The 19,947-nt window shown below is 63.4% G+C and carries 24 protein-coding genes; 11 read left to right on the top strand and 13 right to left on the bottom strand.

Features of this window, described 5'->3' with window-relative positions; genetic code table 11:
• Positions 1-101: 101 nt before the first annotated feature.
• A complete protein-coding gene (locus D886_RS0118080; RefSeq protein ID WP_027595247.1) occupies positions 102-1,010 on the top strand; it encodes an alpha/beta fold hydrolase in 909 nt (302 codons plus the stop codon).
• A 96-nt stretch (positions 1,011-1,106) separates the two neighbouring features.
• On the opposite strand, the gene D886_RS0118085 is transcribed toward D886_RS0118080, so the two are convergent.
• Genes D886_RS0118085 through D886_RS0118100 form a run of 4 tightly spaced genes read right to left on the bottom strand, consistent with a single transcriptional unit; the run spans position 1,107 to position 3,086 of the window.
• The gene (locus D886_RS0118085; RefSeq protein ID WP_027595248.1) at positions 1,107-1,448 is read right to left on the bottom strand and encodes a HopJ type III effector protein; all 342 of its coding nucleotides are present in this window, start codon (positions 1,446-1,448) and stop codon (positions 1,107-1,109) included.
• Complete coding sequence (locus tag D886_RS0118090) at positions 1,441-1,737, bottom strand: DUF1244 domain-containing protein (protein ID WP_027595249.1); 297 nt, start codon at positions 1,735-1,737, stop codon at positions 1,441-1,443. Before D886_RS0118090 ends, D886_RS0118085 begins: the two co-directional genes overlap by 8 nt.
• A gap of 9 nt (positions 1,738-1,746) precedes the next feature.
• Complete coding sequence (folM, locus tag D886_RS0118095) at positions 1,747-2,493, bottom strand: dihydromonapterin reductase (protein ID WP_027595250.1); 747 nt, start codon at positions 2,491-2,493, stop codon at positions 1,747-1,749.
• Positions 2,494-2,525: 32 nt separating this feature from the next.
• A complete protein-coding gene (locus D886_RS0118100; protein ID WP_027595251.1) occupies positions 2,526-3,086 on the bottom strand; it encodes an antibiotic biosynthesis monooxygenase in 561 nt (186 codons plus the stop codon).
• 218 nt (positions 3,087-3,304) lie between these two features.
• On the opposite strand from D886_RS0118100, the gene D886_RS0118105 reads away from it, so the two are divergent.
• Positions 3,305-4,255: a MerR family transcriptional regulator gene (locus D886_RS0118105; protein WP_027595252.1), complete on the top strand. Its 951-nt coding sequence runs from the start codon at positions 3,305-3,307 to the stop codon at positions 4,253-4,255.
• On the opposite strand, the gene D886_RS0118110 is transcribed toward D886_RS0118105, so the two are convergent.
• On the bottom strand, positions 4,240-4,857 hold the full coding sequence (locus D886_RS0118110; protein ID WP_027595253.1) for a hypothetical protein: 618 nt from the start codon (positions 4,855-4,857) through the stop codon (positions 4,240-4,242). The two genes, D886_RS0118105 and D886_RS0118110, sit on opposite strands and share 16 nt — an antisense overlap.
• A gap of 59 nt (positions 4,858-4,916) precedes the next feature.
• On the bottom strand, positions 4,917-5,345 hold the full coding sequence (locus tag D886_RS0118115; RefSeq protein WP_027595254.1) for a PAS domain S-box protein: 429 nt from the start codon (positions 5,343-5,345) through the stop codon (positions 4,917-4,919).
• Positions 5,346-5,460: 115 nt separating this feature from the next.
• Between D886_RS0118115 and D886_RS0118120 the strand changes: the two genes are divergently transcribed.
• Positions 5,461-5,916: a flavodoxin gene (locus D886_RS0118120; RefSeq protein ID WP_027595255.1), complete on the top strand. Its 456-nt coding sequence runs from the start codon at positions 5,461-5,463 to the stop codon at positions 5,914-5,916.
• A gap of 36 nt (positions 5,917-5,952) precedes the next feature.
• Here the strand turns inward: D886_RS0118120 and D886_RS0118125 are convergent, their stop codons facing one another.
• On the bottom strand, positions 5,953-6,840 hold the full coding sequence (locus D886_RS0118125) for a LysR family transcriptional regulator (RefSeq protein WP_027595256.1): 888 nt from the start codon (positions 6,838-6,840) through the stop codon (positions 5,953-5,955).
• Between the two features lie 98 nt (positions 6,841-6,938).
• Here D886_RS0118125 and D886_RS0118130 point away from each other — a divergent pair, with 98 nt between their 5' ends.
• From D886_RS0118130 to D886_RS0118140, 3 genes are all read left to right on the top strand, one after another.
• Entirely contained in the window at positions 6,939-7,325 is a 387-nt protein-coding gene (locus D886_RS0118130; RefSeq protein WP_027595257.1) for a CidA/LrgA family protein, read from the top strand.
• Positions 7,315-8,001: an LrgB family protein gene (locus D886_RS0118135; RefSeq protein WP_027595258.1), complete on the top strand. Its 687-nt coding sequence runs from the start codon at positions 7,315-7,317 to the stop codon at positions 7,999-8,001. The genes D886_RS0118130 and D886_RS0118135 overlap by 11 nt, the downstream gene beginning before the upstream one ends.
• Positions 8,002-8,177: 176 nt before the next feature.
• Positions 8,178-9,074: an alpha/beta fold hydrolase gene (locus tag D886_RS0118140; RefSeq protein ID WP_027595259.1), complete on the top strand. Its 897-nt coding sequence runs from the start codon at positions 8,178-8,180 to the stop codon at positions 9,072-9,074.
• Between the two features lie 327 nt (positions 9,075-9,401).
• Here D886_RS0118140 and D886_RS0118145 read toward each other — a convergent pair whose 3' ends face one another.
• Positions 9,402-10,184 carry an IclR family transcriptional regulator gene (locus D886_RS0118145; RefSeq protein ID WP_027595260.1) on the bottom strand — a complete coding sequence of 261 codons (783 nt, stop codon included), beginning with the start codon at positions 10,182-10,184 and terminating at the stop codon, positions 9,402-9,404.
• Positions 10,185-10,348: 164 nt separating this feature from the next.
• Between D886_RS0118145 and hmgA the strand changes: the two genes are divergently transcribed.
• Genes hmgA through maiA form a run of 3 tightly spaced genes read left to right on the top strand, consistent with a single transcriptional unit; the run spans position 10,349 to position 13,591 of the window.
• Positions 10,349-11,650 (top strand): homogentisate 1,2-dioxygenase, encoded by a 1,302-nt coding sequence (gene hmgA, locus D886_RS0118150; protein WP_027595261.1) that lies wholly within the window; start codon positions 10,349-10,351, stop codon positions 11,648-11,650.
• Positions 11,651-11,653: 3 nt separating this feature from the next.
• A complete protein-coding gene (gene fahA, locus D886_RS0118155) occupies positions 11,654-12,946 on the top strand; it encodes a fumarylacetoacetase (protein ID WP_027595262.1) in 1,293 nt (430 codons plus the stop codon).
• Between the two features lie 12 nt (positions 12,947-12,958).
• Complete coding sequence (maiA, locus tag D886_RS0118160) at positions 12,959-13,591, top strand: maleylacetoacetate isomerase (protein WP_027595263.1); 633 nt, start codon at positions 12,959-12,961, stop codon at positions 13,589-13,591.
• Here maiA and D886_RS0118165 read toward each other — a convergent pair.
• Positions 13,585-14,391, bottom strand: coding sequence for a SirB1 family protein (locus D886_RS0118165; protein WP_027595264.1), 807 nt, complete (start codon positions 14,389-14,391; stop codon positions 13,585-13,587). The two genes, maiA and D886_RS0118165, sit on opposite strands and share 7 nt — an antisense overlap.
• 124 nt (positions 14,392-14,515) lie before the next feature.
• Between D886_RS0118165 and D886_RS0118170 the strand changes: the two genes are divergently transcribed.
• Positions 14,516-15,535, top strand: coding sequence for a Glu/Leu/Phe/Val dehydrogenase dimerization domain-containing protein (locus tag D886_RS0118170; RefSeq protein ID WP_027595265.1), 1,020 nt, complete (start codon positions 14,516-14,518; stop codon positions 15,533-15,535).
• Positions 15,536-15,639: 104 nt separating this feature from the next.
• Here the strand turns inward: D886_RS0118170 and D886_RS0118175 are convergent, their stop codons facing one another.
• Positions 15,640-15,900 (bottom strand): YebG family protein, encoded by a 261-nt coding sequence (locus D886_RS0118175; RefSeq protein ID WP_027595266.1) that lies wholly within the window; start codon positions 15,898-15,900, stop codon positions 15,640-15,642.
• Between the two features lie 232 nt (positions 15,901-16,132).
• Here D886_RS0118175 and D886_RS0118180 point away from each other — a divergent pair, with 232 nt between their 5' ends.
• Entirely contained in the window at positions 16,133-16,603 is a 471-nt protein-coding gene (locus D886_RS0118180; RefSeq protein ID WP_027595267.1) for a phosphate-starvation-inducible protein PsiE, read from the top strand.
• 3 nt (positions 16,604-16,606) lie between these two features.
• On the opposite strand, the gene D886_RS0118185 is transcribed toward D886_RS0118180, so the two are convergent.
• The 3 genes from D886_RS0118185 to fecA all read right to left on the bottom strand — a co-directional run bounded on the left by D886_RS0118185 (position 16,607) and on the right by fecA (position 19,872).
• Positions 16,607-16,897, bottom strand: a complete 291-nt coding sequence (locus D886_RS0118185) for a DUF3509 domain-containing protein (RefSeq protein ID WP_027595268.1) — start codon at positions 16,895-16,897, stop codon at positions 16,607-16,609.
• A 122-nt stretch (positions 16,898-17,019) separates the two neighbouring features.
• Complete coding sequence (locus D886_RS0118190; RefSeq protein ID WP_027595269.1) at positions 17,020-17,367, bottom strand: HPF/RaiA family ribosome-associated protein; 348 nt, start codon at positions 17,365-17,367, stop codon at positions 17,020-17,022.
• 180 nt (positions 17,368-17,547) lie between these two features.
• Positions 17,548-19,872 carry a TonB-dependent Fe(3+) dicitrate receptor FecA gene (gene fecA, locus D886_RS0118195; protein WP_027595270.1) on the bottom strand — a complete coding sequence of 775 codons (2,325 nt, stop codon included), beginning with the start codon at positions 19,870-19,872 and terminating at the stop codon, positions 17,548-17,550.
• Positions 19,873-19,947: the final 75 nt, after the last annotated feature.

Here is a 19,947-nt window from a genome sequence, read left to right on the forward strand (position 1 = left end):
AGAGCCGTGGAGACCTGTGGGAGCGGGCTTGCCCCGCGAAGAGGCCGGCACAGCCCCCGATTTTTTTGCTAGCGTTGGCGCACAACAACAGGATGTGCGCCATGAGCAGCCTCACCCAACCCGCCACCGCCTTTCGCCACACCGCAGCCGACGGCTACAGCCTCGGCGGCTTCTGCTGGCGCCACGCCCAGGCCAATCCCCAGCGCCCGCTGGTGATCATCAACGCCGCCACTTCGGTGCGTTGCCGCTACTACGCGCGTTTTGCCGACTACCTGTTCGCCCAGGGCTGCGATGTGCTCACCTACGATTACCGCGGCATCGGCGAATCTCGGCCGCCAACACTGCGTGGTTTTCAGGCGTCCTGGAGCGACTGGGGGCAGTTGGACTTCGAAGCCATGCTGACGCACGCCGAACAGGCATTCCCCGGCCAGCCCATCGATGTGGTGGGGCACAGCTTTGGCGGTTGCGCAGTGGGGTTGGCGCCGTCTGCTGGCCGGGTCAGGCGGGTAGTGATGGTGGGCGCGCAGTTCGCCTACTGGCGCGATTATGCGGCCGATCAGCGTTGGCGGCTGTTCGGCAAATGGCATGTGGTGATGCCCTTGCTGACCCACGCCTTCGGCTACTTCCCCGGCAAGCGCCTGGGCTGGATGGAAGACACCCCGGCGGGCGTGGTGCACGACTGGACTACCCGTACGCCACGCTACGAGCACCGGCCAAGCGGGCGCAGCTTGGAGAGGGTGCCGTTTGCGCACGTCCGGGCGGCAACGCTGGCGATCAGCCTCACCGATGACCCATTCGGCACCGTGGCGGCGACAGAGCGATTGCTAGGGTATTTGCAGGGGGCCGAGCGCCAGCACCTGCGCATTGCGCCTGTGGATATCTCGGTCGAGGAAATAGGCCATTTCGCGTTTTTCCATGACCGCTTCCGCGAGCGCTTGTGGCCGATTGCGCTGGCGTGGCTGCAGCGCGGTGAGTTGCTGCCGAACAGGCCGGGGCAGATCATCAGCTGATTGGCCCTCACAGGGCCTGCGCAATACCTGAGGCCCGTGCTGCCCCTGTAGGAGCTGGCTTGCCTGCGAAAGGGCCGCACAGCGGCCCCAGCAATCTCAAGCCTTGCGCGAAAGCGGCTGCGCGGTAAATTTCACACCCGCCAAACCATGCTCGATCAGCGCCCGGATATTGCCATGGTCACTGCCCTCTGGCGTGGCCACGACATCGCGATAATGCTCACCAAAGGCCAGCAGGGCCTCTTCATCGCTCAAGCCTTCCAGCAGGGCCAGGCCCAGGGTCTTGCACGAGCCTTCGTTCTGCCCAGCGGCGTTTTCCACACCGCCGTTGTTGAAGGCCTGCGGCTGGTAGCTGTAGTGGGCGGCGATAAAGGCCAAGGTGTCGGCAAAGACGTGTTCGCCGCTGGCCAGGCTGGCGCGCAGGGTGTTCAGATCAGTCACGAGGTTTTCCTTTTTCGAACGCCGCTTGTTGTTCGGCGCTGGCTTCTTTCTGGTGTTGGGCTTTCCACTCGGCGTAGGGCATGCCGTACACCGCTTCGCGGGCGTCATCCAGGCTCAGGTCGACCTGGCGCTCGTCGGCCGCGGCCTTGTACCACTTGGACAGGCAGTTACGGCAGAAACCGGACAGGTTCATCAGGTCGATGTTCTGCACGTCGGTACGTTTCTGCAGGTGTTCGACCAGGCGCCGGAACGCGGCGGCTTCGAGCTCGAGCTGTTGTTGCGGGGTCATGGGCTTCTCTCAGGTCATGCGATTCTTCAGGTGGCGGCCACCGTTGATGACCACCTGGCTACCGGTACTGTACTGGCTTTCGAGCAGGTATTTGACCGTCTCGATCAGCGGGCCGGCGCCGGGTTCGAATTCCAGCAGGGCCTTTTTCAAGGTCTGCTGGCGGTAGGCTTCATCGCCCCCTTCCTTGAGGATCAGCAGCCCAGGCAGGATACCGTTGACGTGCACCTTGGGCGCATATTTTTCGGCGAACGACAGCACCATGTTCTGCAGCGCGGCTTTGGTGGCGGCGTAGCCGATGTGGCTCTTGCTACCCCGCGAAGAGGTTTCGTCGCAGATGTGAATGATGTCGGCTTTGCCCACGTTGCCGGCCTTGCCGAGCATCTCGCCCAGGGCCAGGTTGAGGTGGTAGGGCGCTTCGACGTGCAGGCGGAACATGGTGTCGAGGTTGGCCAGGCCGTCGTCGAGCCACAGCGATGCGTTGTGAATGATCGCGCGCAAGCCGTCGTAGTTGCCTTGCAGGTAGTCGATAAGCGCCTGGCGGTCGGCGGCCAGGCACAGGTCAGCCTGGAACTGCACGATGTTGGGGTGTGCGGACTGCGGCTGGAGGCTGCGGCTGGCACTGATCACAGTATGGCCGGCTTGGGCCAGGTCGAGGGCAAGGGCCAGCCCGACGCGCTGGCTGGCTCCGGTAACGAGAATTGGGCTGTTCATGTTCGGGGCGGTCAACTTGTCTGTCCTTTCGTTGCCGCCCAGCATACCCGAACTGTTTCCCTCTTGTAGACCAGCCCTCAGCGGCTGCGCAGCGCTGCAGGGGTGGGCGCGGCAGGGTTCAGCCAGCCGGCCAGCAAGCGGGTGGAGAGGGGGATGAACAGGTAGACCATCACTGGCGTCAGGGCCAGGGTACTGAGCATCACCCGTGGTACCAGGTCGAGGCCTGCCAGCCAATGGCCGAACAACAGGTTGAACAGCAACGACACGGGGAAGAAGGCCAGCCAAATGGCGACGGCCTGCTTCCAGCGCGGCGGTTTTTGCACCGTATGGGTGCCAAACCAGTCATCGATACCACTGACACGCGCCTCTTTGGGGCGCTCGAACAGCCCGTTGCCGCGTTGCAGCCAGGCCTTGCGCGAAGCGGAATGCTCCCAGGCGTGCAGGGTAGGTTCGTCGCTGAAGCGGAAGATGATCTGGAATTCATCGCTGTCACGGGGTGGCGCGAGGATGCCGGAGCCGAGGTAGCCGGGGAAGTCGGTGGCCAGTTGCTCGCCTTCATGGAGCCAGGTCAGCAGGTCCTGGTAGCGGCCATGGGCGGCGCGGCGCGACACCATCAGGGTGACGGGTGGGGTAGACATCGTGTATCTCCTGGCGACGGGGCTGGCGGGTAGCTGGCCCCTTGGCTGCGTCGCCCGGGGTGGTGGGCGACGCCAGCGTGCATGCAAGAATCGGGCGCGAATTATCGCGATAATGCAGTGTTCGGCAAGTGTTGGCTGGCAAACGGTTGTTAACCGGCGGCCTATGCTGTCGTAGTAATATGCAGCTTCAACTTCGGCACACAGGGTACAAAGTGCAGATGAACAAACAGGGACGTAGCTCGGCAGTCGATGCGGGCCTGGAACACCAGGAGCTGTTCCCGATTCGGGAAGTCTCCCGACTGACAGGCGTGAACCCGGTCACCTTGCGCGCCTGGGAGCGTCGCTACGGCCTCATTCAGCCAACCCGCACCGACAGTGGCCATCGTCTGTACTCCCAGGCTGATATCGACGATATCCGCAGCATCCTGGGCTGGCTGGAGCGCGGCGTGGCGGTGAGCAAGGTGGGTAGCATCCTGGTGCGGAGCCAGGCGCAGGTGCAGCAAAGCAGCGACTTGATGGACGTGCGCCTGGCCTGGCAGCAGCAGATTCTGGAGGCGGTGCAGCGCTTCGACAGCGCGAGCCTTCACCGTTTGTTCGATCAGGTGTTCGCTGGCCATACCCTGGATCAAGTGTTCGGCGACATCTTCATGCCGGTGTGGCACGACCTGGCAGCAGGCCAGGGTGGTTACGGTCCGCGGGCGTTTGGGCAGGCCAGCGCATGGCTGTTTCTCGATCAGTTCTTGCGCGGGCGAGTGTTCGTGCGTCTTCAACTGGCGCGCATGGCCCGCAGCCGCACGGTGTTGCTGGCGCCCTTGCCCGGGCCGTGTCACGAACTGGAGCTGCTGGTAACCGCCTTGTTGCTGGGCAGTGACGAGGTGGGGGTGAGTTTGTTGGCGCCTGGGCAACCGATGCAGGAGCTGACGCTGATCTGCGAGCGACTCAAGCCTGATGCCTTGGTGTTGTTCTCCAACCAGGCGCCGACCGTGGAATTGAGCAAACGCCTCGAACGCTTGGTGGTTGGCCTTGAATGCCCGTTATTGCTTGCCGGTGAAGTGGCCGAGTTGGCCCAGGACAGCCTGGCAGGCAGCCCGGTGGCGTGCCTGGGGGCAGAGAGCAGCGTGATGCGTCAGCGGTTGCGGCAGTTTCTGGCCGGTCAGCTCGACACCTGACTGTGCAGCTCTGGGTGCGCCTGACGATGGGCTTGCAGGATGTAGCCGCGCAGGCGCTCGATTTCTTCGACCGGGCTGCGGCTTAAATCGTAGGCCGCAAGGTCAGGGCCAATGCGTCGGCGCAGCACCCCGTGCAGCTCGATGGGGGCAATGCCGGCCGGTGCGAAATGCAACTCGAAACGTGCAGGTGCTTGCGCCAGGTCGCGGATCTCGACCAGCGCGCCCTTGAACGAAATTTCGCGAACCCACAGGCCGCTCGGCTGATCGTGTGTATCCAGCAACGCGCTTGGCTGGTCCATGGACAAGCGCCATGGGCGTAGCATCGGGCCGTCTTCGTAGATTTCCGGTGAGCCCAGTTGCAGGTGCAGGGCATGGAACTCGTCTTCCACCAGTTGCAGCGGAAAGCTGATCTGCTGGTTGTTGAACTGCGCCTGCAAGGTGACCTGCTCGTTGGCCACCAAACGGGTGAGCAAGGTCTGGATCCGACGGTCGCCATTGACCAGCAGGCTGGACATCGAGTCAGCCAGGTTCAGCTGTGGCGAATGCTGCATGTTCTGTATGAAATCCAGCTCGTCCTGGGTCAGGAGCGCATCTGCTTGCATGATCGAACTCGGAGGTGGCGATTTCTTCAACGGGATTGACCGTGCGTAGCGCGTTTGGTTCAGGAGCGTAGGTCGTTTTTCGGACGCGCGCACATTTCGGCCAGTTCGCGCTCCAGCTCGACCTGGCGGCTGACGTCCTTCTGGATACCGATAAAGTAGGTGCGTTGGTCGGCGTCGCTCTTCACCGGCGTGATCGACAACTCGTTCCAGAATGCGCTGCCGTCTTTGCGGTAGTTGCGCAGCACCTCTCGGCATGGCCGGCCTTCGGCCAGGGCTTTGCGAATGCGCGCACGGCCTAGCTGGTCGCGGTCGCTGCCCTGCAGGAAGCGGCAATCCTGATAAAGAATGTCGTCACGGGTGTAGCCGGTCAGGCGTTCGAAGGCAGCGTTCACGTAGATCAGGATGGTGTCTTCGCCTTCCTGTTCAGCGACCACGATCCCGTCGTTGGACGCATCGACCATGGATTGCAGCAGTTGCGCGTTGATCATGTTCGGGCCATTGGGCGAAGAGGCAGGGGGGCTGGTACTTAGGTAGGGGCGGCCTTTTGCCAGCGTTGAATGCTAGTATCCTACGTTTTCACTCAGTTTCGGAATCCTCTTCCCGATGAAAGTCGCCATTATTTCCGGGTCGGTGTACGGCACCGCCGAAGAAGTCGCCTGTCATGCCGAATCGTTGCTCAAGGCCGCAGGTTTTGAGGCCTGGCATGCTGTACGTGCCACCCTGCAGGACCTTGAAGGTTTTGCACCGCAGGCTTTTCTGGCGGTGACTTCGACCACCGGCATGGGCGAGCTGCCGGACAACCTCATGCCGCTGTACAGCACCCTTCGCGACACCTTGCCCGCCGCCTGGCGTGGCCTGCCGGGTGCGGTGATTGCGTTGGGCGACGCCAGTTATGGCGATACCTATTGCGGTGGCGGCGAGCAGATGCGTGAGTTGTTCGCTGAGTTGGGGGTACGTGAAGTGCAGCCGATGCTGCGCCTGGATGCCAGCGAAACGGTGACCCCGGAAGCCGATGCCGAACCGTGGTTGGCAGAATTTGCCCAGGCGCTGAAGGCCTGACGCCTGTAGGAGCGGCGCAAGGCCGCTCCTACCGCTTCAGCGCTGCACCTCACGCTCACGCAATAACGCTAGCCACGCCTGCGCCGCTCGTGACAGGTACGCCCCCCGCCGCCAGATGAATGCGATATCCCAACGCAGGTCCTTCGGCGACTGCAGTGGCAAGCGCACCACCCCAGGGCGCTCCAGCGCCTTTGCCACAACACGGGGCAGCAACACCACGCCTTGGCCGGCTGCCACCAACGCCACCAGGAAGTCCGCCTGGCCACTGCGCCCGCCTTCTTTCGGGGTAAAACCCTGCTGCTGGCAGGCCTTGAGCAGCCGGTCATTAAGCACGAAGCTGCGCTGATACAGCAAAAAAGGCGTATCGGCCAGTTGCCGCAAATGCACCCCAGCCTCCCCAGCCAGCGCATGCCCGGCCGGTAGCAGGGCATCGAGTGGCTCGTTGCAAAATGGCTGGAACGCGAAGGCTTCGTCACTGGGCGTCAGGCTGCCACCGAGCTCCAGCTCGCCGCTGCGCACCGCCTGCTCGACGCTGCGGCTGCCGCCTTCGAGCAATTGAATCGAGATGTTGGGGTAGCGTCGCCGGTATTCAGCGAACAGGCCGGCGAATAAGGCGTCACTGCCCAGTATCGGCAAGCCCAGGCGCAATTCGCCGCGTGCCATCTGGCCGAGGTCATCCAGTTCGCTGAGCAATGCCTGGCGCTGGCGCAACAACGCTTCGCCGCGCTCTAGCACGATGCGCCCGGCGGCGGTCAGGTGCAGCTGCGAAGCCTGCCGCTCAAGCAGTGGCTGGCCTACATCTTGCTCCAGCTGAGCCACTTGCTTGCTTACCGCCGACTGGCTGATGTGCAGGGTCTGCGCCGCTTGGGTAAAGCCCCCGCGGTGCACCACTTCGATGAAGCTGCGCAGTTGTTTGAATTCCATGGTCGCAATTCCGTTTTGGAATGCTGATCAGTCTAACAATTCGCTTCTGGCCTAGGCAGGCAAATCTTAAAATGAGGGCCTGTCGAGGAAGTACCCCCATGAAACCCGCGTTAGTGAAAAAAGCCCTGCGCCTGCTCGTCGAGCTGGCGATCCTGTTTGCCCTGTTCCTGCTCGGTGGCCAGCTGGCTGTGTGGCTCGGCTGGCCCATCCCCGGTGGCGTGATGGGGCTGGCGCTGCTTCTGCTGTTGTTCGCCAGCGGTGTGGTCAAGCCGGCCACGTTGCAGCTGGGCGCCGGCTGGCTGATGGCGGAAATGCTGCTGTTCTTCATTCCTGCGCTGATGAGCCTGCTCGATTACGGCACCCTGGTGCGCGAGGAAGGCTGGCGCATCCTGCTGGTGATTGCCGTGAGCACGCTGATTGTCATGGTGGTGACTGCGCTCACCGTCGAACTGGTGTGCCGCTGGAGGCTGCGCCATGAGCCTTGAACCTATGCCGCTGTTCTGGCTGGCGCTGACCCTGCTGGCCTACCTGGGCAGCCGCTGGCTGTACCGGCGCAGCGGGCGCTACCTGCTGTCGCCGCTGATCCTGGTCCCTGCGCTGCTGCTGGCGGTGGCCGTGCCGTTGCACACCGCTTATGCCGAGTACGCGCGCAACACGCATTGGCTGATGGGCGTGCTGGGCCCGGTGACCGTGGCATTCGCGGTGCCCATCTGGCAGCAGCGGGCTATGTTGGCGCGCCACTGGCCGGCATTGCTGATGGGCATGCTGGCCGGCAGCACCGCTTCGATCGCCAGCTCCTGGGGGCTGGCTCACCTGTTGGCGCTGGACAATGCGATCAGCCTGTCGCTGGTGCCGCGCTCGATCACCACGCCGTTCGCCATGCCGCTGGCCCACGACCTCGGCGGCGTACCGGAACTGACCGCGGTATTCGTGATGTTCACCGGGGTACTGGGCGCGATGTTCGGCGGGGTGCTGCTGCGTTGGTTGCCCTTGCGCACACCTTTAGCGCGGGGTGCGTTGTTCGGGGTCGGGGCGCATGGTGCTGGGGTCAGCAGGGCCCAGGAAGTGGGCCGCGAAGAAGGCTCCGTGGCCGGCTTGGTCATGGTCCTGACCGGGCTGCTGAACCTGTTCGCCGCACCGCTGCTGGCCATGCTCCTCTGACCGTTCGTGCCACTGACTCGCAAGGTCATCAAGCTGGCTGGCAACGCAAGTTTCAGCCCATGGGCGGCTGGCTAGACTCTGCCTCGACATAGAGAGCACATGTAAGTGCCGAGGTGACATGCAATGAGCGCAGCCTTGCCCTATTCCGTCAACACAACTCCACCGGGACCGATCTGATGCCTTTGGCCGAGATTCCATTGTGCGTCTGGCGTACCCGGGGACAGAGTTTTACCTTCCGGGGCCAGAGCATCCGCTACTGGACCGCAGGGCAAGGAGAGCCCCTGCTTCTGTTACATGGCTTCCCCACTGCCAGTTGGGACTGGCACTACCTGTGGGCGCCGCTGGCCCAGCGTTTTCGGCTGATCGCCTGCGACATGCTGGGCTTTGGCGACTCCGCCAAACCGGTCAATCACGCTTACAGCCTGATGGAACAGGCCGACCTGCAGCAAGCGTTGCTCACCCACCTCAAGGTCAACCAGCCTGTGCACCTGATGGCCCATGACTATGGCGGCAGCGTGGCCCAGGAGCTGCTGGCGCGGCACCACGAACAGCGCGCGAACATCGCCAGCTGCGTGTTTCTCAACAGTGGGCTGTTCCCCGAAAGCTGCCGCATGCTGCTGATCCAGAAGCTGCTGCTCAGCCGCCTGGGTTGGTTGGTGGGGCGCTCGTTCGGGCGTGACGACCTGGTGCGCAACGTGACCCAGGTTTATGGCCCCTGCACCCACCCCAGTGAAAGCGCACTGGACGATTGCTGGAGCCTGATCGCCGCCAACCGCGGCACGCGCATTTTGCACAAGCTGGCCGGCTACTGGCCGGAGCGCACCCTGCACCGCGAGCGTTGGGTGGGGGCGTTGCAACGTGAAGGGGTGCCCTTGCGCTTCATCAACGGTGTGGTCGACCCGGTTTCCGGTGCGCGCATGGTCGAGCGTTACCGGCAACTGGTGCCGGAGCCCGATACCGTGCAACTGCAGGGCATTGGCCATTACCCGCATACCGAAGCACCGGTGCAGGTGTTGCGGCATTACCTGGCCTTTCGTGAGCAGCCGCTGAGTTTTTTGCAGTGCCTGGCATGAGTTTTCAGCGCCTGTGAGATCGAGCGCCGCCTGCGCGGCGCTCGATCTCATAGGCGCTAAAAATCTATCGCCATCCCCCTGGCGGCCCTAACGCTATCACCTAACAAACACCAGGCAAAAAAAAGGCCGCTGCAATCGCAGCGGCCAATCGAGACGTTAGATCAAGGAGCTTCAAAATCTACGTCGGTGAACCTCGCAGGCCTGAAGGGCGGGGGGGTAGTGCCCTTCAGGCCGGCCAGTGAGTTAAGAATAAGCGCTTGATCCTGTAGGAAAAATAGCCGCTTACGACATTCACCTTTACGTTTCGGGCAACAGTGCCCATTCCGCTCACCCTTCAGCCGCGTACCCCATCCGCCAGCTGGTATCGCGCGCTGCAGCCAGCAACCGCTGCGCCGCAGGCCCGTGCTCGTCGGCATGGAAAATCGACGTCGGGCCGACCACGGTCATCACCGCAGCGATCTGCCCCAGAGCGTTGAATACCGGTGCAGACAGCGCATCCACACCCGGCATCAACAGGCCATGCACATGGTGCAGGCCACGTTCACGGATGCCCTCCAGCACGGCCGCATAATCGCTGGCGCTGTGCTGCAGCGCTGCCAGCTCCCGGTCGCGCAGCTCGTCAGTTTCGCGCGCCGGCAGGTAGGCGGCGAACACCAGGCCGGTGGACGAACTGAGCAGCGGCAGCACCGACCCGATCTGAGTCACCACCGTAACCGCACGCACCGCAGGCTCGATGCTGACCACGGTCGCGCCCTGATTGCCCCAAACGGCAATGAAGCAGCTCTCGTTCAGCTCATCGCGCAGCTGCGACAACGGCAGCGCCGCAATCTTCAGCACATCGATGCTGCCCAATGCCGCCAACCCCACGCGCAACGCCTCACGCCCCAGGCCATAGTGGTTGGTGGCCGCATCCTGTTCGGCAAAGCCGCTGGCAATGAGCGCCTGCAGGTAGCGGTGCACCTTGCTGGCCGGCATCTGCACATGCTCCGCCAGGCGTGACAGGGACGTGGAGGGGGAGAGTTCGGCGAGTGCCTTGAGGATATCGGTGCCGACTTCCGCCGAGCGGACCTTCTGCTTGCCGTTATCGGTGGGTGAGCTGGCTTTGGCCATGGGCATAGGTATCCGGATTCGTCGAGTCGCGCCTTTATAGCTTGACGCCTTGCCCGTAGCAAATTACGTTATTCGTAATCTGATTACGATAAAAACAATGCAGACGTGCTGCCACCCCAGCAGCCAGCTGCCAGCAACGGCTCTGCCAGAGCCCGGAGGCATCGATGAACCGCGACACGTCCCCCGACCTTCACTACCTGAGCGGCTTCGGCAACGAGTTCGCCAGCGAAGCACTGCCAGGTGCATTGCCGGTCGGGCAGAATTCGCCGCAGAAAGCCCCCTACGGCTTGTATGCCGAACTGCTTTCGGGCACGGCGTTCACCATGACCCGCAGTGAGTTGCGCCGCACCTGGCTGTACCGCATCCGCCCGTCTGCACTGCACCCACGCTTCGAGCGCCTGGCACGTCAGCCGCTGAGTGGGCCGCTGGGCGCCGTCACCCCAAACCGCCTGCGCTGGAACCCGCAACCCATCCCTGCCGAGCCCACCGATTTCATCGAAGGCTGGGTGCCGATGGTGGCCAACGCGCCCGCAGATAAACCGGCGGGCGTGAGCATCTACATCTACAGTGCCAACCGCTCCATGGAGCGGGTGTTCTTCAATGCCGACGGTGAACTGCTGCTGGTGCCGGAACAGGGCCGCCTGCGCATCGCTACCGAGCTTGGGGTCATGGACGTCGAGCCGCTGGAAATCGCAGTGATCCCACGGGGCATGAAGTTTCGCGTCGAGCTGCTCGATGGCCAGGCGCGTGGCTACCTGGCTGAAAACCACGGCGCGCCGCTGCGCATTCCGGACCTTGGGCCCATCGGCAGCAACGGCCTGGCCAACCCGCGTGACTTCCTCACGCCGGTCGCGCATTACGAAGAAGCCGAGGGCCCGGTGCAACTGGTGCAGAAGTTCCTTGGCGAACACTGGGCCTGCGAGTTGCAGCATTCGCCGCTGGACGTGGTCGCCTGGCATGGCAGCAACGTGCCCTACAAATACGACCTGCGCCGCTTCAACACCATCGGTACGGTGAGCTTCGACCACCCAGACCCGTCCATCTTCACCGTGCTGACGTCACCCACCAGCGTGCATGGCCTGGCCAACATGGACTTCGTGATCTTCCCGCCGCGCTGGATGGTGGCCGAGAACTCCTTCCGTCCGCCATGGTTCCACCGCAACCTGATGAACGAGTTCATGGGCCTGATCCAGGGTGCCTACGATGCCAAGGCCGAGGGTTTCCTGCCGGGCGGCGCTTCGCTGCACGGGGTGATGAGCGCCCATGGCCCCGACGCCGAGACGTGCGACAAGGCCATCGCCGCCGACCTCGCGCCGCACAAGATCGACAACACCATGGCCTTCATGTTCGAGACCAGCCAAGTGCTGCGTCCGAGCCGCCATGCGCTCGAATGCCCGCAATTGCAGGCCGACTACGATAGTTGCTGGGCCACCTTGCCGAGCACCTTCAACCCGAACCGGAGATAACCCATGAACCAGACCGCCATTACCCGTAGCTGGGTCGAGCATGCCAACGGGCACAGCGATTTCCCGCTGCAGAACCTGCCGTTGGGCATCTTCAGCCGGCCGGGTGAAGCGCTGCGCTGCGGCGTGGCCATCGGCGATGCCATCCTTGACCTGGAAGCGGTGCTCGCTGCGGGCTTGTTCGACGGTGAGGCCAAGGCTGCGGTGGAGGCTACCCGCGGTGGTGCGCTGAACGCCTTCTTCGCCCTCGGCCGTAGCGCCCGTGTCGCCCTGCGTGAGCGCCTGCTGGCGCTGCTCGGTGAGCATAGCGAACACCAGTCGGCGCTGAACGCCGCGCTCTACCCAGCCAGTGATTGCCAACTGCATGTGCCCGCCAAGATCGGTGACTACACCGACTTTTATGTCGGCATCGAGCACGCCAAAAACGTCGGCAAGCTGTTCCGCCCGGACAACCCGCTGCTGCCCAACTACAAGCATGTGCCGATCGGTTACCACGGTCGCGCTTCAACCATTCGCCCCTCCGGTACCGATGTGCGCCGCCCCAAAGGCCAAACCCTGCCAGCCGGGCACACCGAGCCAAGCTTCGGGCCCTGCGCGCGCCTGGACTACGAGCTGGAGCTGGGTATCTGGATTGGCCAGGGCAACGACATGGGCGAGTCGATCCCGGTGGGTGATGCCGCCGAGCACGTCGCCGGCTTCTGCCTGCTCAACGACTGGTCGGCGCGTGATATTCAGGCCTGGGAATACCAGCCACTGGGGCCGTTTTTGTCCAAGAGTTTCATTACCAGCATTTCGCCCTGGGTGGTGACGGCCGAGGCCCTGGAGCCGTTCCGCGCTGCGCAGCCGGCGCGCCCGCAAGGCGATCCGCAGCCGTTGTCCTACCTGATGGATGCACGTGACCAGGCCAAGGGTGCGTTCGATATCGAACTGGAAGTGCTGCTGCTGACCGAGCGCATGCGCGAGCAAGGCATTGCGGCTCACCGGCTGACCCTGAGCAACACCCGCAGCATGTACTGGACCGTGGCGCAGATGGTTGCCCACCACAGCGTCAACGGTTGCCAACTGCAACCGGGCGACCTGTTCGGTTCGGGCACGCTGTCGGGGGCAACGCCAGGCTCTTTTGGCAGCCTGCTAGAGATCACCGAGGGCGGCAAGCAGCCGGTGGAGCTGGCCAGCGGTGAGGTGCGCAAGTTCCTCGAAGACGGCGACGAAATCATCCTGCGTGCCCGTTGCACGCGTGATGGCGTGGCCAGCATCGGCTTCGGCGAATGCCGCGGCAAAGTCATCGCAGCCAACTGAGGGGGCAGGGGTATGGAGCTGTACACCTACTACCGTTCCACCTCGTCCTACCGGGTGCGCATCGCGCTGGCGCTGAAGGGGCTGGGTTACCAGTCCTTGCCGGTCAACCTGCTCAAGGGCGAGCAGCGCGGTGCGGACTATGTCGCCGTGAACCCGCAGGGCCGTGTACCGGCCCTGCGCACCGACAGCAGTGCGCTGTTGGTGCAGTCACCGGCGATCATCGAGTACCTGGAAGAGGTTTATCCACACCCTGCGCTGCTGCCGGACACGGCCGAGGCGCGGGCCAAGGTGCGCGGTGTGGCGGCGATCATCGGCTGCGATATTCACCCGTTGCACAACGTCAGCGTGCTCAACCTGCTGCGCCAGGCCGGGCAGGACGAGCCTCAGGTCAACCAGTGGATCGCGCACTGGATCGGCCAAGGGCTGTCGGCGGTCGAGCAACTGATCGGCGACCACGGCTTCTGCTTTGGCGACACGCCGGGCTTGGCGGATGTCTACTTGCTGCCGCAGGTGTACGCTGCCGAGCGGTTCAACATCGACCTCGGCGGTTACCCGCGCATTCGTCGGGTCGCCGCCCTGGCGGCCCAGCACCCGGCGTTCATCCAGGCGCATCCTTCGCAGCAGCCGGATACCCCGGCTCAGTGAATCGAACGGTTCACCGTCGGGAGTTTGCCGATCCGCTCGGAAAGCTTCAGGCGTTGGACCGGGTCTTCTGTGAGTAGCAGGGCATGCTCCAAGTCGAAGCGTTCGGCCTGCGGGCAATCCAGAAACTGGTAGAGCGATGCGCGGGTGGTGTAGTCGCTGACTTGCACCGGGCCCAGCTGCATTACCCGTTCGGCGTCGATCAACGCAGCCAGGTGGTTGTCGTTGCTGATGTGCAATTGGCGCAGGTTGCGTGACAGGCGTTGCAGCATTTGCCGTGGGCTGGCCGTGCGCATGTGCTCTGCACTCAGCGGCACGTGTGGGCCGAACTGGCGGGCGAGCAGGTCGCGGCAATCACTGGGGTACAAGCGCCTGCCGCCGCAAGGGTCGAGCAGGTGGTCGGCGCCGGGCACGCGCAGCAGGAAATGGCCGGGAAATGCAACGCCTTCAAGCGGGATCGACAGCCGCCCAGCCAGCTCCAAGGCCAGGATGGCCAAGGTCAATGGCTGGCCACGGCGGCGCTGCAGCACTTTGTCCATCATCGCCGCGTGCGGCCGCAACGGGTGATATTCATCTTGTTGAAAGCCCAGTGCATTGAGTTGGCGCAGCAGCGGCTGGGCCAGTTCGCACAGGGGCAGCATCGGCAGGTTGGCGCTTATCTCGCGGTGCAGGTCGTGCAGCAGGGCAAGGCTGTTCGCGGGCTCGACACTTCGGTCGTGCTCGGCGGCCATCCACAATGCGGCTTCCAGCAGGGCGACAGGCTCGCGTTCCAGGCAGGCCAGGCAGGCTTGACGTGGCTTCATGGGGCTTCTCCACACACGTTTAACTATTAGCTGTGGCGCGCGGTTTCGTCCAGTGGTCTGACCGAGGCTTCCCGTACTTGGGCCTGCCTATACTGATAGGAGCACCTCGCTGGGGAGCCCGTCGATGTTCGCGCTAATGCAAAGCACCCGTACCCAATCGCTGCACCTGTTCATCGACCCGCCAACGGGGCTGAAGGCGGTGGTGGCGATCCACAGCGAGCAGCTGGGCCCGGCCATGGGCGGTTGTCGCTACCTGCCTTACGCCGATGACGAGAGTGCCATGGTCGACGCGATCCGCTTGGCCCAGGGCATGAGCTACAAGGCCGCGCTGGCCGGTTTGGCCTTGGGCGGCGGCAAGGCTGTGATCATGCGCAACCCCCATGTGGAAAACCGCGCTGCGCTGTTCGAGGCATTCGGCCGTTTCGTCGACACCTTGCAGGGGCGCTTCATCACGGCTGTGGACAGCGGTACCTCGACGGTGGATATGGACTGCATCGCGCAGAGCACGCCGCATGTGACCAGCACAACAGCCTCGGGCGACCCTTCGCCCCATGCCGCCATGGGTGTGTTCGCCGGCATCCGCGCCACGTCGAAAGCACGGCTGGGCAGTAACAACCTGGAAGGCTTGCGGGTGGCCGTACAAGGGCTGGGTAACGTTGGCTATGCCTTGGCCGAGCAACTGCACGCGGCGGGAGCGGAGCTGTTGGTGAGCGACCTGGACCCCGGGCGGGTGCGGTTGGCGGTCGAGCAGTTCAATGCCCACCCGGTGACCAACGATGCCTTGATCAGCACCCCCTGCGACATCTTCGCCCCGTGTGGCGTAGGGCCTGTGCTGAACGGGCAGAGCGTGATGCAGCTGCGCTGTGCGGCGGTGGCGGGGGCGGCGAACAACCAGCTGACCACCCTGCAGGTTGCCGACCAGTTGGAATCGCGCGGGATACTGTATGCGCCCGACTATGTGATCAATGCCGGTGGGCTGATCTACGTAGCGTTGACCCATCGGGGCGAAGACCTGGGGACCATCACCGCGCACCTGGCGCGCATTCCTACGCGGCTCACCGAAGTGTTTGGCCATGCCCAGGCAGAGAAGCGCTCGCCGGCGCGGGTGGCGCAGATGCTGGCAGAGCGGCTGCTCTACGGCTAAGCCTGACGCTCCCCCTGTAGGAGCAGCCTTGTGCTGCGAAAGGGCCGGTATGGCTAGCATTCATTGTTCGACTTCAAGGGCCTCATCGCAGCCCAAGGCTGCTCTTACTGGGCTTGGCCTTCGAGCAACTCTGCCAACGCATCTGGCTGGCTCTTGAACGCCCGGGCGAACACGTCGCGGTTCTTGGCCATGTAGATACCGGCTTCCTCGACCTGTTGCTCGGTCAGCGATGGCACCGCCTTGTGCAGCACTTCTGCCAGGCGCTCGGCCAGTTCGAGCATCTTGTCGTGACGATCTGCTTCGGCCTTATCCATGAACAAGCGCTCCGGGTCGCGGCTGCTGCGGTACACCACTTCGACGGCCATTCATCACCTCTATGCCTTTTTGCTGGTTGGGTTGCGTTTTACTGTATCTTTATACAGTAATGGCATTGGGTATCGTTGCGCAACCAGAATCTTCCCGCAAAAGCGTAGCCCACAGGTGCCTTGCGGCAATCGGTCGCCTTCCAAGGCGAGGGCCTGGCCCTTTAACTGCATGGCACAAGCGTCACACAGGTGACGCATCATCCTTCATGGCGTATCGGGGAATGGGACAATCGTGAACATCAAATGGGCTGAAAAGCTGCGCAAGGGCCTGCACGGCTCGGCCGACTCGCTGGGCAACCTGTGCGTCGAGGCATTCCATTATCTGGCGCTGTTCGGCATTGGCGCCATCACCGCCTACGCGGCGGTGATGACCTTCCTGGACATGCTCGGCAAGGGCGGGGTCAGTGTCGATGACATCCTGCTGCTGTTCATCTACCTGGAGCTGGGGGCCATGGTCGGGATCTACTTCAAGACCAACCACATGCCCATCCGCTTTTTGCTGTACGTGGCGATCACCGCATTGACCCGCCTGCTGATTGGCGATGTGTCGCACCACAAGGCGCCGGACGAGGGGCTGTTGTACCTGTGCGGTGGCATCCTGTTGCTGGCGTTCTCGATCCTGGTGGTGCGCTACGCGTCGTACCGCTACCCCTCGACCAAGGTGCTGGATGCCAATGGCAAGGAAGTGGACGAGGGCAAGTAGCCCTCAGTTGGCCACGAAGTGACGCGGTGCATGCTGCGCATCGCGGGTGAGTGCGGCGAGCACTTGCATCGGGTTCTGGCTCAGTTCGATGGCCAGGCCCAGGCGGATGCTGTCGATGACCCGCTGCAAGCGCACCGGGTCGTTGCGCTGGGCCTGGCTGATCAGGCGCTTGGCGACCACGCCAGCGTCGTCGGCAAGGGTGAGCATGATGCTGCCATCCAAGTCGACGATGCTCAGGTTGACCCGGTACTCGGGGGCGAAGGCGGCGCTGATCTGTGCGAAGGGGTTGTTCATGGTCATGCGTTCTGCAGCGATTGAGTGCAGGGGTTGACCGGCATGAGCGCGCGTTGGTTCAGCGCCGTTGATCGACAGAAACGAAAACGCCCGGCACTAGGCCGGGCGTTTTGTTACCACCCTCAGGCGTCGGGGTCACTTAGCTCCAGCACGCCGCGCTTGCTGCGCAACTTGCCGTAGAAGTGTTCAAGCGCGTGGTTGAGCTTGGTGGCGGCGCCATCGACCGCCTGGTCCAGCGAGGTGGCGGTGTGGGTCACGGAAATCGGTTGGTGGCCTTTCGGGCGAGCCTCCATTTGGCAACGTTTGTCATGCGGTCCGGGTTTGGCGCCGTTCTCGTCACGCAGGTGCACCTCGATGCGGGTGAGGTCGTCCTCGTAACGTTCCAGTGAGCTTTCCAGCGTACTGCGGACCCACTCGTCGAGCCGGGCGTTACCTTCGATATGGTTGCTGCTGTTGACCTGGATTTGCATGATTCAATCCTTATTCAGCTTGCTCGCATGGAGGCGTGCCTAGGCCCTTGAGACCCTTGGAATTTCTGCGCCTCTTGACTCTAAGGTCAGGCAACGGCGGAATGATTTCAAGCCCTTTTTGAAAATAAATTTCTTGTTGCAACTGCAAGGCGAGGGCCGCGCAGCGACCCCCGGGTTTCGTCAGAAGGCTACCGAGGTCTGCACGTAGAGGGTCCGTGGTTCACCCACATACTTACCCTTGTTGTTGTCGTCGAACGAACGCGTGTAGTACTCGCGGTTGAACAGGTTCTTCACGCCTACCGCCACCTTCAGGTTCGACAGCTGCGGGCCAAAGTCATACCCGGCGCGGGTGCTGACCAGCATGTAGCCGGGGATACGCCCGGTGCTGCCATCGGCACTTTCCTCGCCGGTATTGGCGTTGTCGGCATACTGGCTGCTCTGGAAGCTGCTATCCAGGTCCACCTGCCACGGGCCTTCGGTGTAGCCGACGCCCAAGGTGCCCTTGTGCCGTGAAGAGAACGGCACCTGATTGCCCTTGTTCGGGCCGTCTTCGCGGATGCTGGCATCGACGAACGCGTAGCTGGCATGCACGTCGAAGCCGGCCAGTGCCGGGCTCAGGCCGTCGAGGGCATAGCGGATGCTGGTCTCGATGCCTTGGTGACGGGTCTCACCGCGTGCAATCACCGAATCGTTGGTCTGGTTGCTTTCATACTGGTTGTCGAAATTGATCAGAAACGCGCCGATCTCCGCTTGCACGTCGCCATTGTCGTAGCGGGTGCCGACTTCCCAGGTGCGTGCTTTTTCGGGTTTTACTTCACCGCTGCTGACGCGGTTGGGCATCTGGCTGTACTGCACGCTGCCGAACGAACCCTCGGTGTTGGCATACAGGTTCCAGCGGTCGGTGAGGTGGTACATCACGTTCAACGCCGGCAACGCGGTGTTGTAGCTGCCCTGGTAACGCTGGCCATTGAGCGTGTTGCTCTGTTCGGAGTCGATCATCTCGTAGCGTACGCCCGGGGTGATGGTCCAGCGGCCGATGTCGATACGGTCGTCCAGGTAGATGGCGTGGGCTTCGGTGCTGCCGCGGGTATCGCGGTCGTTGCGGCTGGCAGTGGTCGGCAGGTCCCCGTTGACTGGTTCGCGGAAGCGCAATTCGTGGCCGGCTTCGTTGACATAGCGGTAGCCGATGCCCAGTTCGTGCCAGCTGTCACCCAGCGCAACGCCTTGGGAGAACCGGGTTTCGATACCGCGCACCCAGTATTCGCGCGGCGACAGCGAAACGAAGCTGCCCTGGTCGAGGTAGCCACTGCGCAGGGTTTTGGTGAAGAAGCTGTTGACGCTGAATTGGCGGTCGTCCTGCTTGTAGTCGTAGCCGACGTTGACCAGCGTGCGACGGCCCCAGAACTTGTCCTTCAGGCGCGTCGATTGATACGGGTCGGCATCGAAATCGGCAGTGCTCAGGCCGCCGGGCATGTCGGCTTCGCCTTCGTAGTATTGGGCCATGGCGTGCAGGCTATTGGCCTCATCCAGTTGCAGTTTGCCCTTGAGGATCAGGTCATCAATCTGCGTGTCGCTGTGCTCGCGCCAGTCGCCGCCACGGGTGCCAGAGTAGAGCAGGGCGCCGCCCAGGCCGTTGGCATTGGTGCCGCCGACCAGCAGGTTGGCGCTGTTCTTGAAACCGTCGTGGCTCGAGGACGGGCTGATCTGGTTTTGCATGGCGGCCTTGAAGGTGGCCTCTTCAGGGATTGCACGGGTCACGAAGTTGACGATGCCGCCGACGTTCTGCGGGCCATAGCGCACCGCGCCGCCGCCGCGCACCACGTCCACGGCATCCATGTTGCCCATGCTGATCGGCGCCAGTGACAACTGAGGCTGGCCGTACGGCGCGAACGGCACCGGGATGCCGTCCATCAGCACGGTGGAGCGCGACGCCAGGCGTGGGTTGAGGCCACGGATACCAAAGTTCAGCGCCAGGTCATGGCTGCCGGTGCCGTTGTTGTCTGGCGCATTCACCCCAGGGATGCGGTTGAGCACGTCGCGCGCGGTGGTGGCGCCGCTGCGCTCGAAGGCTTCACGGCGCACGACGTCGCGGGCGCCGGGGTGTTCGAAGACGTTGTCTTGCTGGGCTTCGGCCAACCAGTCGCCGACCACCGTTGAAGCCCCCAGCTCGACGGCGGCGCTGGTGCTGGCGGCACTCAGCGGCTGCAGGCTGAAGGCGTTGTCGGTTTCTTGCCGGGCTTGCAGGCCACTGCCGCGCAGCAGCGCGTCGAGGCCCTGGCGCACATCGTACTGGCCGTCCAGGCCTGGGGTGTTCATGCCTTGGGTCAGTTGCGAGCCGAACGAGATCAATGCGCCGCTCTCGCGACCGAACTGGTTGAGGGCGTCTTCAAGGGAGCCGGCGGCGATGTGGTAAGTGCGCGCTTCGGCGTGGGCCGCGGGGCTGGCGAGGCCGAGGGTGGTGGCGAGCAGCAGGGCGTGGACGAGGGGGCTGGGGCGCAACGGCATGGGTGAGGTCCTGAGAGAAGGGGTTTGCCTTGTCTGTCACGCGAACGTTGGGAAATGGCTCAGGTGAATGCAAAA

This window comes from Pseudomonas sp. LAIL14HWK12:I7, assembly GCF_000483465.1.
Taxonomy (GTDB): Bacteria; Pseudomonadota; Gammaproteobacteria; order Pseudomonadales; family Pseudomonadaceae; genus Aquipseudomonas; species Aquipseudomonas kermanshahensis.